This is a genomic window from Sphingomonas sp. PvP018 (assembly GCF_017876865.1).
In the GTDB taxonomy this organism is placed as follows: domain Bacteria; phylum Pseudomonadota; class Alphaproteobacteria; order Sphingomonadales; family Sphingomonadaceae; genus Sphingomonas; species Sphingomonas aerolata.
The window spans coordinates 2478187-2492273 of record NZ_JAGIOU010000001.1; the positions used below are offsets into that span (position 1 = coordinate 2478187).

Annotated in this window: 9 protein-coding genes; 8 read left to right on the plus strand and 1 reads right to left on the minus strand. The window is 67.5% G+C overall.

What is annotated here, in order from left to right; genetic code table 11:
* Positions 1–40: 40 nt before the first annotated feature.
* Positions 41–1126 carry a LacI family DNA-binding transcriptional regulator gene (locus J3A66_RS10835; RefSeq protein ID WP_031394103.1) on the minus strand — a complete coding sequence of 362 codons (1086 nt, stop codon included), beginning with the start codon at positions 1124–1126 and terminating at the stop codon, positions 41–43.
* A 259-nt stretch (positions 1127–1385) separates the two neighbouring features.
* Between J3A66_RS10835 and J3A66_RS10840 the strand changes: the two genes are divergently transcribed.
* The 8 genes from J3A66_RS10840 (at position 1386) to polA (ending at position 14062) form a co-directional block, all read left to right on the plus strand.
* On the plus strand, positions 1386–2558 hold the full coding sequence (locus J3A66_RS10840) for a glycoside hydrolase family 43 protein (protein WP_245336797.1): 1173 nt from the start codon (positions 1386–1388) through the stop codon (positions 2556–2558).
* Entirely contained in the window at positions 2558–4003 is a 1446-nt protein-coding gene (gene xylB, locus J3A66_RS10845) for a xylulokinase (RefSeq protein ID WP_159512151.1), read from the plus strand. The genes J3A66_RS10840 and xylB overlap by 1 nt, the downstream gene beginning before the upstream one ends.
* 9 nt (positions 4004–4012) lie before the next feature.
* Positions 4013–5320 carry a xylose isomerase gene (gene xylA, locus J3A66_RS10850; RefSeq protein ID WP_159512150.1) on the plus strand — a complete coding sequence of 436 codons (1308 nt, stop codon included), beginning with the start codon at positions 4013–4015 and terminating at the stop codon, positions 5318–5320.
* Positions 5321–5718: 398 nt separating this feature from the next.
* A complete protein-coding gene (locus tag J3A66_RS10855) occupies positions 5719–6969 on the plus strand; it encodes an arsenic transporter (RefSeq protein ID WP_348634033.1) in 1251 nt (416 codons plus the stop codon).
* A gap of 53 nt (positions 6970–7022) precedes the next feature.
* Positions 7023–8303 carry an MFS transporter gene (locus J3A66_RS10860; RefSeq protein ID WP_209568877.1) on the plus strand — a complete coding sequence of 427 codons (1281 nt, stop codon included), beginning with the start codon at positions 7023–7025 and terminating at the stop codon, positions 8301–8303.
* Between the two features lie 102 nt (positions 8304–8405).
* On the plus strand, positions 8406–9983 hold the full coding sequence (gene nadB, locus J3A66_RS10865) for an L-aspartate oxidase (RefSeq protein WP_031440868.1): 1578 nt from the start codon (positions 8406–8408) through the stop codon (positions 9981–9983).
* A gap of 116 nt (positions 9984–10099) precedes the next feature.
* The gene (locus J3A66_RS10870; RefSeq protein WP_208403503.1) at positions 10100–11209 is read left to right on the plus strand and encodes a serine hydrolase; all 1110 of its coding nucleotides are present in this window, start codon (positions 10100–10102) and stop codon (positions 11207–11209) included.
* Between the two features lie 78 nt (positions 11210–11287).
* Positions 11288–14062, plus strand: coding sequence for a DNA polymerase I (gene polA / locus J3A66_RS10875; protein ID WP_209568879.1), 2775 nt, complete (start codon positions 11288–11290; stop codon positions 14060–14062).
* Positions 14063–14087: the final 25 nt, after the last annotated feature.

Sequence of the window (14087 nt, forward strand, 5' to 3'; positions counted from 1 at the left end):
TCTATGATATCGCTATCATTGATCAAGGGCAGGCGACGGATCAGTCGACGGAGACCTTGGGCCTGCGCCGCGGTGCCGAGTCGGACTGCCGCCGGATCAGAGTGAAATCGAACGTCTTGTGCCGGTCCTGCGGATCGATCGCCTGCGACCGGCGAATGGTCGAGGCGAGCATTTCGACCGCCGATCGCGCCATGTCCGCGATCGGCTGATGAATCGTCGTCAATTCGGGCCAGATCGCGGTCGACAGGGTCGTGTCGTCAAACCCGCACACCGTCAGGTCGCCCGGCACGTCGAGCCCGCGCCGATGCGCGACCGCGACCGTCGCGGCGGCCATGTCGTCGTTCGACGAGAAGATCGCCGATGGCTGCTCGGCGAGGCCCAGCAGCGTCTCGGCGGCATCGAGCCCCGATCGGTAGGTGAACAGCCCGTGCGCGATCAGCGAGTCGTCGCGTGCGATCCCGGCCTCGTCCAGTGCCGCCGCATAGCCTTCGAGCCGACGCGCGCTCGACGACAAATTCGGGTTGCCGGTGATGAAGCCGATCCGGCGGTGGCCCAGCGCGATGATGTGCCGGGTCATCGTCAGCGCCGCCTCGCGGTCGTCGATGCGGATCGCGAGCATGTCGGGTACGGGCAGCCCGCTCGCCAGCGACACGGTCGGGACCTGTGCCGCCGCCAGCAGGTCGAGCACCGCATCCGCCTCGCACAGCGGCGGCGGCAGGATGATGCCGTCGATCCCGCCCTCGATCAGGTGACGCGTCACCGCGATCTCATGCTCGCCCAGGTCGCATTTCTCGATGATGATCTGCACGTCGCTGCGCGCCGCCTGGTCGAGGCTGCCGAGCAGGAACTCGCTGAGAAAGCCCGCGCTCGGGTTGCTGTACAGCAGGCCGATGCGGACCTGCCCCGCCCCGGCCAGGCTGCGCGCGGCCGGGTTGGGCGCATAGTTCAACGTCGCGATCGCGTGAGTCACCGCATCGCGCGTCGCGGCGCGCACATTGCTCGTGCCGTTGATCACGCGCGACACGGTCATCGGCGAGACCCCGGCGAGTCGCGCGACGTCGCTGATGGTCGGCGCGCCGCCGGTGCGCCGCGACGTCTTGACGCGGCCGATCGAGGAAGTGTTCATGTACCAACCGTTAGCGCACCCCCTTGATGCGGCAAAGCCCCACGCGATCCGATCCCGAGTCGGTCATCGTCGTCGGGCTTCGATGGACGGCTCGCCCCGTTGCGAGACGCCTGCCGTTCTTTTCATGGGGTATTTTTCGTGCGCGACGATGCGGAACCCCCTTGCTCCGGCGCACGAGAGGGATATGATAGCGCTATCTCCCGCCCCGGCGGAGGACAGGTCTCGTAGAAGACCAGCTCTTAGGAAGGATCATAAGGTCATGCGCCTCCGTTTCCCCATGCCCGCCCGCCGTGCGCGCGCAGTCCCGTTGCTGGCCGCCTCCGCTCTGGTCATTCCCGTGCTGGCGGGTCTCGCACCCACATTGTTCACGGGCGGGGCCGCGACGGCACAGTCCGCCGCCAAGCCGCAGGGCGAACCGCGCAGCCCCGAGGGCAAGCGCTATCTGTCGCAGCCGCTGGTCACCAGCATCTACACCGCCGACCCGTCCGCGCATGTCTTCAACGGCAAGATCTATGTCTATCCGAGCCACGACATCGACGTGACGACCGCCGACGACGATCTGGGCAACCAATATGCGATGCGCGACTACCGCGTGCTGTCGATGGACCGGATCGGCGGGCCGGTGAAGGTGAACCCCGTCGCGCTCGACGTGAAGGACGTGCCCTGGGCGTCGCAGCAGATGTGGGCGCCCGACGCGGCCTATAAGAACGGCACCTATTATCTGTATTTCCCGGTGCGCGACAAACAGCTCGACAAGAACGGGCTCGGCACCTTCCGCATCGGCGTCGCGACGTCGAAGAGCCCGGTCGGCCCGTTCAAGGCGGACCCCAAGCCGATCGCGGGCAGCTTCTCGATGGATCCCGCGGTGTTCACCGACGCGAACGGCGCCAGCTACATGTATTTCGGCGGCATCTGGGGTGGCCAGCTGCAGCGCTGGAAGGACGGCAAGTTCGACCCCAACGGCTCCGACACCGATCTCGGCCAGGACGACCAGCCCGCGCTGTCAGGCAAGATCGCGCGGTTGAACCCCGACATGAAGAGCTTTGCCGAGACGCCGCGCGACGTCCAGATCCTCGACGAGGCCGGCAAGCCCGTCCTTGGCGGCGATCATGAGCGGCGCTTCTTCGAGGCGTCGTGGGTCTTCAAGCGCGGCGGCAAATATTACTACACCTACTCGACCGGCGACACGCACTTCCTGAACTATGCGACCGGCGACAATCCGTACGGGCCGTTCACCTACAAGGGGCATATCCTGAAGCCGGTGCAGGGCTGGACGAGCCACCATTCGATCATCGAGTGGAACAAGAAATGGTGGCTGTTCTATGCGGACACGCAGCTGAGCAACAAGAACCACCTGCGCAACGTCAAGGTGACCGAGCTGAAGTTCGCGCCCGACGGCTCGATCCCCACCATCGATCCGTTCGTCAACTGATGTTCCTCGGGATCGACATCGGCACTTCCGGCGTAAAAGCCGTGGTGCTCGACGAGGCCGGCAGCGTCGTCGGCCAGGGCGTCGCCGCGCTGAGCGTCCAGCGCCCGCATCCGCTCTGGTCCGAACAGGATCCCGATGCGTGGTGGCACGCGACGACCGCCGCGGTCCAGGCCATCGACCCGGCCGTCCGCCGCTCGGTCCGCGGCGTCGGGCTTGCCGGGCAGATGCACGGCGCGACCCTGCTCGACGCCGACGACCGCCCTTTACGCCCCGCGATCCTGTGGAACGACGGCCGCAGCTTTGCTGAGTGCGAAGCGATGGAGCGTGCGGTGCCCGATCTGCGCGCAATCGCGGGCAACATCGCGATGCCGGGCTTCACCGCGCCCAAGCTGCTCTGGGTGCGCGAGCATGAGCCCGAGATCTTCGCAAAGATCGCGACCGTGCTGCTGCCCAAGGACTATGTCCGCCTGCTGATGACCGGCGACAAGGCGTCCGACCTGTCGGACAGCGCAGGGACCCTGTGGCTCGACGTCGCCGCGCGGAGCTGGAGCGACGCGCTGCTGGCCGCGTGCGGACTGACGCAGGCGCAGATGCCACGGCTGTACGAAGGCTCCGAGATCACCGGCACGCTGACCGCCGAGGTCGCCGAACTCTGGGGCATGCCGCCGGTCCCCGTCGCGGCGGGGGGCGGCGACAATGCCGCGGGTGCGGTCGGCGTCGGCGTGGTCGCGGACGGCGACGCATTGCTCTCGCTCGGCACCTCGGGCGTGATCTTCGTCGCGACGAAGGAGTTCCGTCCCAACGCCGATAGCGCGGTCCATGCCTTCTGCCACGCGCTGCCGGGCATGTGGCACCAGATGTCGGTCCATCTGTCGGCTGCGTCGTGCATCGACTGGGTCGCGAGAATCACCGGCGCGACCGGCCCGGCCGACCTGTTCGCACGCGCCGAAGCCGCCGGTCCCGCCAGCGGCCCCGAGATCTTCCTCCCCTATCTGTCGGGCGAGCGTACGCCGCACAATGATGCCGAAGTCCGCGGCGCGTTCCTCCGGCTCGACAACGACACCGATGCCGGCCGTCTGTCGCAGGCGGTGCTCGAGGGCGTCGCCTTCGCGCTCGCCGACGGGCTCGACGTGCTGCGTGCGGCGGGGACGACGGTCGAACGCCTCGCGGTCATCGGCGGCGGCGCGCGCTCGCGCTACTGGGGTGCGGTGCTCGCCGCGGCGATGGAGGTCGAACTCGTCTATCTCCAGGGCGGCGAGGTCGGCCCCGCGCTCGGCGCCGCGCGGCTCGCGCAGCTCGGTGTCGATGGCGGCGATCCCGCGACCGTCTGCGTCGCACCGCCCGTGTCGCACCGCATCGCCCCCGACCCCGCACTCGTCGCCGCGCTCGCCGAGAAAAAGGCGGCGTTCCGCCAGGCCTATCCCCGTATCACCCCCAAGTCATAGGAATTCCCGATGTCCGACTTCTTCGCCGATATCCCCCAGATCAAATATGAGGGCCCCAACAGCAGCAACGAGCTCGCCTATCGCTATTACGACAAGAGCAAGGTCGTGCTCGGCAAGACGATGGAGGAGCATCTGCGCTTCGCCGCGTGCTTCTGGCACACCTTCTGCTGGCCGGGGTCGGACGTGTTCGGCGGGGGCACGTTCAACCGCCCCTGGCATGCCGGCGCCAACGATTCGGCCGCCGCGGCGCACAAGCGCGAGGTCGCGTTCGACTTCTTCAAGAAGCTCGACGTGCCCTATTACTGCTTCCACGACGTCGACGTCATGGCGGATGCCGCCAACGTGACCGAGCATCGCCGCTTCTTCGCCGAAGCCGTCGACCATCTCGAACAGCTCCAGGCCGCGTCGGGCCGCAAGCTGCTTTGGGGCACCGCCAACGCGTTCAGCCATCCGCGCTATGCCGCGGGCGCGTCGACCAACCCCGATCCCGAAGTCTATGCCTTTGCCGCGCTGCAGGTCCGCGACGCGCTCGAGGCGACGCATCGCCTCGGCGGCCAGAACTACGTGCTGTGGGGCGGTCGCGAAGGCTATGAGACGCTGCTCAACACCGACATGAAGCGCGAACTCGACAATTTCGGCCGCTTCCTGAGCCTCGTCGTCGAGCACAAGCACAAGATCGGCTTCACCGGCACGATCCTGATCGAACCCAAGCCGCACGAGCCGACCAAGCATCAGTACGACTTCGACACCGCGACGGTGTACGGCTTCCTCAAGCGCTACGGGCTCGAGAATGAGGTGCGCGTCAACATCGAGGCGAACCACGCCACGCTGTCGGGGCATACCTTCGAGCACGAGATCGCGACCGCCAACGCGCTCGGCATCTTCGGTTCGATCGATGCCAATCGCGGCGATCCACAGAATGGCTGGGATACCGACCAGTTCCCCAATTCGGTCGAGGAACTCACGCTGGCGATGGTCGAGATCCTGCGCGGCGGCGGCTTCACCACCGGCGGCTTCAACTTCGACGCCAAGGTCCGGCGCCAGAGCATGGACGCGGCCGATCTGTTCTACGGCCATGTCGGCGGCATCGACGTCGTCGCGAAGGGGCTGCTCGCCGCCGCCGCGATCATCGAAGATGGTCGGGTCGATGCGATCAAGGCCAAGCGCTATGCCGGCTGGGACGGTGACTTCGGCAGCACGATCGGCGGGCTCGATCTGGCCGGTATCGCCGATCTCGCGGTCGAGCGCGACATCGATCCGAAGCCGGTTTCGGGCCAGCAGGAACGCCTCGAAAACCTGATCAACCGCTTCCTCTGATCGACCCACGACGCCGGGGCCACGTCCTGCAGGACGGGCCCCGGCCTAGCCGCCGCTCGCCGCCAAGCCGCTGCAATCAAGCCGCTGGGAACAGGCGATAAACCCGTCGATCCGGGTCCGATCGCCACATGAACGATTTGTCACGATCGCAGCGGGGCCCTTTGCCCCTGCTGCTGTGTTGTCGCGCCTGACACCAGTTGTCGGCAAGTCATGTCAGGGGCCGGATCGATGCGTAACACAATCATTAGGGCAACAACACTTCCCGATCACGCCGCCTAGTCTGAAAAGACCATGGCGACGACCAGGGTGATGACCGGCTATGCTGGTCATCGTGGCGATAATGACTGCCGTGTCGCGCCGGATCGGTGCCGCATTGGAAGCAGCGACGGACGCTGCGCGTGACACCCGGGATTGGTCTGACCTGGGCAATCTGCGCGGCGGCGACGGCCGGGGTGATCGCGCGCCCGTTCCGCCTGCCCGAAGCGGTCTGGGCGGTCGCCGGCGCGGTCGCGCTGCTCGCGCTGGGTCTGTTGCCGGTCGCCGCCGGGCTGGCCGCGATCGGCAAGGGCATGGACGTGTATCTCTTCCTGATCGGCATGATGCTGCTCAGCGAGACCGCGCGCCAGCAGGGCCTGTTCGACTGGATCGCCGCGACCGCCGCGCGCGGCGCAAGAGGGTCGCCCGCCCGCCTGTTCGCGCTCGTCTACGTCACCGGGATCGTCACCACGACCTTCCTGTCGAACGACGCCACCGCGGTCGTGCTCACGCCCGCCGTCTATGCCGCCGCACGCAAGGCCAAGGCGGATCCGCTGCCGCTGCTGTTCGCCTGCGCGCTCATCGCCAACGCGGCAAGCTTCGTGCTGCCCATCTCCAATCCGGCGAACCTCGTGCTCTATGGCGGCACGATGCCCCCGCTCGGCCAGTGGTTCGCGTCGTTCGCGCTGCCATCGGTCGCGGCGATCGTCGTGACCTATGTCGCGCTCCGCTGGACCGAGCGTGCGCGGCTCGTCGGACAGTGCGAGACGGAGATCGCACGTACGCCGCTGACCATCGGCGGCAAGGCGGCGCTGGCGGGGATCGTCGTCACCGCGGTCGTGCTGCTGCTGGCCTCGGCATTCGACCTGCAACTCGGGCTGCCGACCTGCATCGCCGGGGTCGCGACGACGCTCGCCATCTGCCTGCTGGTCCGCATGTCACCCCTCCTGGTCGTGCGCGACGTGTCGTGGAGCGTGCTGCCGCTCGTCGCCGGGCTGTTCGTACTGGTCGAGGCGCTCGATCATAGCGGCGTCATCGGCCACGTCGCTGCGTGGTTGCGTGCAGAGGCCGCCGATCCGGCGCGTGCAGCCCTGACCGCGGGGACCCTGCTCGCCTTCGGGTCGAACCTAGTCAACAATCTTCCCGCCGGGCTGATCGCGAGCACCGCGGTCGCGCAGGCGCAGCCGCCGCGCGTCGTCGTCGACGCCTTGCTCATCGGCGTCGATCTCGGCCCCAACCTGTCGATCACCGGGTCGCTTGCGACGATCCTGTGGCTCCAGGCAATCCGCCGCGAAGGCCTCGATGTCGGGTTCCTGCGCTTCCTGAAGGTCGGCGCGGTGACGATGATTCCCGCGCTCGCCGCCGCGCTCGGCACGCGCCTGCTGATCGGCTGACCCTCGACGCTCCCCTCTGCCCGCCCCCTCTTTTCCAGGATCAAGGACCGACCATGGCGACCCTCTCCGCTTCCCTACCCTCCCGCCACCCCCCCGGCGGCAAAGCTCCGCACCGTCATGCGCCGGCGGGACGCACGCTCGACGCGCTGAACTTCTTCCTTGCTGATGTGCGCGACGGGCTCGGGCCCTATCTCGCCATCTATCTGGTCGCGGTCCGCGGCCCCGCGCATGGCTGGAACGAGGCGACGGTCGGGCTGGTCCTGACGATCGCCGGGATCGTCGGCCTGATCGCGCAGACGCCCGCCGGCAGCCTGATCGACAAGAGCCGCAACAAGCCGCGGATCGTCATGGCGGCAGCGTTGTTGGTGACTTTGGCCAGCGTATCGCTGCCGTTCGTCACGGGCTTCACGGTGGTGACCATCACCCAGTCGGTCGCCGCCGTCGCCGGCGCGATCTTCGCCCCCGCGATCTCGGCGATCACGCTCGGTCTGGTCGGGCCGAAGATGTTCGCCAAGCGGGTCGGCCGTAACGAGGCGTTCAACCATGCCGGCAACGCGGTGTCCGCCGGGCTCGCGGGTGTGCTGGCCTGGAAGTTCGGACCGGTCGTGGTCTTCTGGCTGATGGGCGCGCTGACCGTCGCCAGCATCGTCACCGCGACGCGGCTCCACAACGACGATATCGACAATGCCGTCGCGCGTGGCCTCGACTGCGAGCCCGATGCGGACTGCGACGAGCCGAGCGGCTGGAAGACGCTGATCGAGAACCGCCCGCTAATGACCTTTGCGGTGATCGCGTTCCTCTTCCATCTGGCGAATGCCGCGATGCTGACCTCGGTCAGCCAGCTGCTCGCGCGCACCGTCGGCAAGGATCAGGCGACGTCGCTGACCGCCGCGTGCATCGTCGCGGCACAGCTCGTGATGGTGCCCGTCGCGATCTTCGTCGGGCGTCATACCGAACGGCTCGGCACCAAGCCGCTGTTCCTCGTCGCCTTCGGATTCCTCGCCGCGCGCGGCGCGCTCTACACGCTGTCCGACGACCCTTATTGGCTGGTCGGTGTGCAGGCGCTGGACGGCGTCGGCGCGGGTATTTTCGGTGCCCTGTTCCCCGTCGTGATCGCCGACCTGACCGAGGGCAGCGGCCGGTTCAACGTCAGTCAGGGCGCGGTCGCGACGACGCAAGGGCTCGGCGCAGCGCTGTCGGCGACGCTGGCGGGATCGATCATCGTCTGGGCAGGCTATAGCGCGAACTTCCTCACGCTTGCGGCGATCGCGGGGGCCGGGTTCCTGCTTTACATGATTGCGATGCCGGAGACGAAGAAGGGCGGCCAAGCGTAAGTCCGGGCGATCGATCCGAACACACCCCTGTCCTGTGGTCTCACTTTCGTGCAACAGCAGGACCCCGCATCACCCTGTCCCCTGCCCCGGATCCCGAGCCGCATGACCAGCGACATTCTCATCATCGGTTCCGGCGCGGCCGGGCTGACCGCGGCGCTCACCCTCGCCGACCGTTTCACCGTCACCGTGCTTGCCAAGGGGGCGCTGAACGAAGGGTCGACCGCTTGGGCGCAGGGCGGGATCGCCGCGGTACTCGAACCCGGCGACACGTTCGAGAATCATGTCGAGGACACGATGGTCGCCGGCGCCGGGCTGAACGACCGCGGGATCGTCGAGATGGTGGTCGAGGGCGCCCCCGCCGCGATCGAACGGCTCACGCATCTCGGCGTGCCGTTCGAGACCGAGGGGAACGCGCTGCACCTGACGCGCGAGGGCGGCCACAGCCATCGGCGGATCGTCCATGTCGCCGACGCGACCGGCTGGGCGGTGCAGGAGGCGCTGCAGAGGGCCGCCGAGGCGCATCCCAACATCACGCTGGTCCCCGACCAGGTCGCGATCGACCTTGCCACCGGGCGGCACGAGATGCGCTATTCGGGCGCGGGCCGGGTCTGGGGCGTCTATGCGGTCGACCGCGGCACCGGACGCGTCGCGCTCTACACGGCGCGCGCGACGATCCTCGCGACCGGGGGTGCGGGCCGCACTTACCTGTTCTCGACCGCGCCACGCGGCGCGACGGGCGACGGCATCGCGATGGCCTGGCGCGCGGGCGCGCGCGTGTCGAACATGGAGATGATGCAGTTCCACCCCACCTGCCTCTACAATCTGGAGGTCAAGAACTTCCTGATCACCGAGGCGGTGCGCGGCGAAGGCGGACGGCTGATCAACCCGACCACCGGCAAGCGTTTCATGACCTATTATGATCCCGTCCGGATGGAGCTGGCGCCGCGCGATATCGTCGCGCGCGCGATCGACGCCGAGATCAAGCGCTACGGGCTCGATTACGTCCATCTCGACATCAGCCACATGCCCGCCGACTTCATCCGGCATCATTTTCCGAACATTCACGAAAAGCTGCTGACGGTCGGGATCGACATGACGACGCAGCCGATCCCGGTCGTCCCCGCCCAGCATTACACCTGTGGCGGGATCGTCGTCGACGAGCATGGCAAGACCGACCTTCCCGGGCTCTACGCGGCGGGGGAGTGCACCGAATCGGGGTTGCACGGCGCGAACCGGCTGGCGTCGAACTCATTGCTCGAATGCTTCGTGTTCGGCGAGGCCGCGGCGGACAGCATCGCCGCCGATTGGGACAGCCTGCCCCCGCCGCCGCCGATCCGTCCCTGGGATGAGAGCCGCGTCACCGATTCCGACGAGGAAGTGGTGATCAAGCAGACCTGGACCGAGATCCGCCGCTTCATGTGGAACTATGTCGGCATCGTCCGTACCACCAAAAGGCTCGAGCGCGCGCAGCACCGGATCGCGATGCTGAACGAGGAGGTCGCCGAATATTACCAGCATTTCCGCGTCACGCCCGACCTGATCGAACTGCGCAACCTGCTCCAGACCGCCGAACTGATCGTGCGCTCGGCGCTGCACCGTCACGAAAGCCGTGGGCTGCACTACACGCTCGATTATCCGCAGATGCTGCCGGAGGCTGTCGATACGGTCCTGACGCCCTGACGTTCCGCGTCCCGGCGCATCGGATGTGCAGTTCGTCGCAGCCAGGCGCGCGGGGCGTATCGCGGCAGTCCGGACCGTATCAGGATCGTAGCGCTATCGCAGGATATCCGACACCCATGGCATTTGGCAGGTTCGCGCGTCTTTTCGTGACCGGCGGCATCGCGCTCGCGCTGACCGGCTGTGGCTCGACGTCACGCCCCGGGGCGACCGGCGCCGCGCCGCAGGGCGATGGGACCACCAGCGTATCGATCCCGGTCCCATTACCCACCGCACGCGCCACCCGTGCCGCGCCCGCTCCGCTGGTCACCGCGATCGACGCCTTGCATCATGATTTTGCGGGCAAGGCGGGGATTGCAATCCGCGCGGTGGACGAGGGCTGGACGGTCGAGGCCGGCGGGCGCCAGCGCCTCCCGCAGCAATCGGTCAGCAAGCTCTGGGTCGCGATCACGCTGCTTGACCTGCGCGACCAAGGCAAGGCCAAGCTCGAGGATCCGGTCGTCGTCCGCGCGGAGGATCTGACGCTGTTCCATCAGCCGATCGCGATGCTCGTCACCGGCGACGGCTATCACACCACCGTCGGCGAATTGCTCAGGCGTGCGCTGACGCATAGCGACAATACCGCGAACGACCGGCTGCTGAGCTATGTCGGCGGCCCGCGCGCGGTGCGCGGCATGATCCTGCGCAAACAGCTGGGCGAGATCCGCTTCGGTCCGGGCGAGCGGCTGTTGCAAAGCGGGACGGCGGGGCTCGTCTGGCAACCCGCCTATGCGCTCGGCAACGCGTTTGCGGTCGCCCGCGCACGGCTCGATCCGCAGATCCGCGCCGCCGCACTCGACGCCTATGTCGCCAATCCGCCCGATGGCGCCGCGCCGATCGCGATCGCGGACGCGCTCGCCCGGCTCGCGCGGGGCGAATTGCTCAGCGCCAGCTCGACCCAGGTGCTGCTCGACACGATGGGCGCGTCGGTCACCGGCCGCGCGCGGTTGCGCGCCGCGCTGCCCGCGGGGTGGCGGATCGCGCACAAGACGGGCACCGGCCAGGATCTCGGTCCCCGCAACGCCGGTTTCAACGATGTCGGGCTCCTGACAGCGCCCGACGGCAAGCGCTATGCAATCGCGGTGATGATCGGCGACACGCTGCGGCCGATCCGCGAACGCCAGATGCTGATCCAGGCGGTCGCCGCCGCGGTCGCCGCGCATGCCGGTGGCGCCCGCCCGTCGGTCTGAGATTTTCCTCACACCTGATACCCAACAACCACGCTTCGCCCATTGGTCCGCGCGCGCGCATCCGCTAGACCGCGCGCGATGCCCCATCTCTATCTCGTCGACGGCTCCGGCTATATCTTCCGCGCCTATCACCGGCTGCCGCCGCTTACCAACAAGCATGGCGAGCCGGTCGGCGCGGTGTACGGCTATACCACGATGCTGTGGAAGCTCGCGGACGAGGTCCACGCGGCCGATGGCCCGACGCACATGGCGGTCATTCTCGACAAGTCGTCGAAGACGTTCCGCAACGATCTCTACGACAAGTACAAGGCACAGCGTCCTCCCCCGCCCGAGGATCTCGTCCCCCAGTTCCCGATGATCCGCGACGCGACGCGCGCCTTCTCGCTGCCGTGCATCGAGACCGAGGGGCTCGAGGCCGACGACATCATCGCCTGTTATTCGAAGGCGGCGCTGGCGCAGGGCTGGTCGGTCACGATCGTCTCGTCGGACAAGGACCTGATGCAGCTGATCGAGCCCGGGCTCGACATGTACGACACGATGAACAACCGCCGGCTGGGTGCGGAGCATGTCGCGGAGAAATTCCACGGCGTCACGCCATCGCAGCTCGGCGACGTGCTCGCGCTGATGGGCGACAGCGTCGACAATGTGCCGGGCGTTCCCGGCGTCGGCCCGAAGACCGCTGCTAAGCTGATCCTCGAACATGGCGATCTCGAATCGGTGCTCGCCGCCGCCGAGGGCATGAAGAAGGGCAAGCTGCGCGACAATCTGATCGAGCATGCCGAGATGGCGCGGCTGTCGAAGGTGCTGGTCACGCTCCGATGCGACGTCGCGCTGCCCGAGCCGCTCGAGGATCTCGAGCTCAAGGGTATCCCCGACGCCCCCTTGCGCGCGTTCCTTGATCATCACGGCTTCAAGTCGCTGATCGCCAAATTGTCCGCCGTCGCCGAAGCACCGGTCGCCGAGTCGACCGTCGTCGCGGACATGGACGCGGACGAGCCATGCAAGCATGACGATTACGAGACCGTCGTCGACGAGGCGGCGCTCGACCGCTGGATCACGCTGGCGAAGCATCAGGGCTGGATCGCGATCGACACCGAGACGACCGGGATCGACGCGACGCGCGCGGACTTGGTTGGGATCAGCCTCGCGCTGCATCCGAACCTCGCCTGCTACGTGCCCATCGCGCATGGCGGCACGGACCTGCTCGCGGAAAACCCGGTCCAGATCGACCGCGCGGTCGTGCTCGCGAAGATGAAGCCGCTGCTGGAAGATCCGAGCATCCTCAAGATCGGCCATAATCTCAAATACGACATGATCGTGCTGGCCCGCGCCTATGCGGCCACCGGTGGCGTGACGATCGCGCCGTTCGACGACACGATCCTGATGAGCTTCGATCTCGACGCGGGGCTTCACGGCCACGGCATGGACGAGCTTGCCGCGACGCACCTTTCGCACACCTGCATCGCGTTCAAGGACGTGGTCGGCACCGGCAAGTCGCAGCGCAGCTTCAACGAAATCGACCTCAAGGCCGCGACCCATTATGCCGCGGAGGACGCGGACGTGACGCTGCGCCTGTGGCGGCGGTTCAAGCGCCGCCTGCCCGCCGAGGGCTCGACGCGCGTCTACGAGATGGTCGACCGCCCGCTCGTCCCCGTCATCGCGCAGATGGAGATGCACGGGATCAAGGTCGACGCGGCGAAGCTGTCGAAGCTGTCGACCGAGTTCGCCGCCCAGATGGCGAGCCTGGAAACCGAGATTCACGCGCTCGCCGGCGCGCCGTTCACGATCGGCAGCCCCAAGCAGCTCGGCGACGTGCTGTTCGAGAAGATGGGCATCAAGGGCGGCCGCAAGGGCAAGTCCGGGGTCTATTCGACCGACGTCACCGAACTCGAGCGGATCGCCGCGGACAAGGATTCGCCCGGCGCGGTGATCGCGCGCAAGGTGCTCGACTGGCGCCAGCTCTCGAAGCTTAAATCCACCTATACCGATGCGTTGCAGGCGCAGATCAACCCGGCGACGGGCCGCGTCCACACGTCCTACTCGCTGACCGGCGCGCAGACCGGGCGGCTGTCGTCGACCGATCCCAACCTGCAGAACATCCCGATCCGCACCGAGATCGGCCGCCAGATCCGTGACGCGTTCGTGGCGGAGCCCGGCAACGTGATCCTCGCCGCCGATTACTCGCAGATCGAGCTGCGGCTGGCCGCGCACATGGCCAACGTCCCCGCGCTGAAGCAGGCGTTCGCGAACGGCGACGACATCCACAGCCTGACCGCGCAGGAGCTGTTCGGCGAGGTCAACCGCGACACGCGCGGTCGCGCCAAGACGATCAACTTCGCGATCCTCTACGGCATTTCGCGCTGGGGGCTCGCCGGCCGGCTCGACGTGTCCGCGGACGAGGCGCAGGCGATGATCGACCGCTATTTCGATCGCTTCCCCGGCATCTCGAGCTACATCGTCGACACCACCGAAAGCGTCCGCGCGACCGGGTTCACGACGACGCTGTTCGGCCGCAAGACGCATTTCCCGCGGATCCGCTCGAAGATCCAGCACGAACGCCAGGGCGCCGAGCGCGCAGCGATCAACGCGCCGATTCAGGGGACGAGCGCGGACATCATCAAGCGCGCGATGGTCCGCATGGGCCCGGCACTGCTCGAGGCCGGGTTGCCGAATGTGCGCATGCTGCTTCAGGTCCACGACGAACTCGTGTTCGAACTGCCCGAAGGCGATGTCGAGGCGGCCAAGCCCGTGATCGAACGCGTCATGGCGACCGCGGCCGAGCCGGCGGTGACGCTCGACGTGCCGCTGGGGATCGAGATCGGCACCGGCCTGAGCTGGGGCGCAGCGCATTGATCGCGCAGGGCGGCAGCCGGCCGCG

Excerpts from the sequence above, each read along its gene's own strand:
- xylA (WP_159512150.1), top strand. The coding sequence starts at position 4,013 with ATGTCCGACTTCTTCGCCGATATCCCCCAGATCAAATATGAGGGCCCC.
- xylB (WP_159512151.1), top strand. The coding sequence starts at position 2,558 with ATGTTCCTCGGGATCGACATCGGCACTTCCGGCGTAAAAGCCGTGGTG.
- nadB (WP_031440868.1), top strand. The coding sequence starts at position 8,406 with ATGACCAGCGACATTCTCATCATCGGTTCCGGCGCGGCCGGGCTGACC.
- J3A66_RS10870 (WP_208403503.1), top strand. The coding sequence starts at position 10,100 with ATGGCATTTGGCAGGTTCGCGCGTCTTTTCGTGACCGGCGGCATCGCG.
- J3A66_RS10860 (WP_209568877.1), top strand. The coding sequence starts at position 7,023 with ATGGCGACCCTCTCCGCTTCCCTACCCTCCCGCCACCCCCCCGGCGGC.
- polA (WP_209568879.1), top strand. The coding sequence starts at position 11,288 with ATGCCCCATCTCTATCTCGTCGACGGCTCCGGCTATATCTTCCGCGCC.
- J3A66_RS10840 (WP_245336797.1), top strand. The coding sequence starts at position 1,386 with ATGCGCCTCCGTTTCCCCATGCCCGCCCGCCGTGCGCGCGCAGTCCCG.
- J3A66_RS10835 (WP_031394103.1), bottom strand. The coding sequence starts at position 1,126 with ATGAACACTTCCTCGATCGGCCGCGTCAAGACGTCGCGGCGCACCGGC.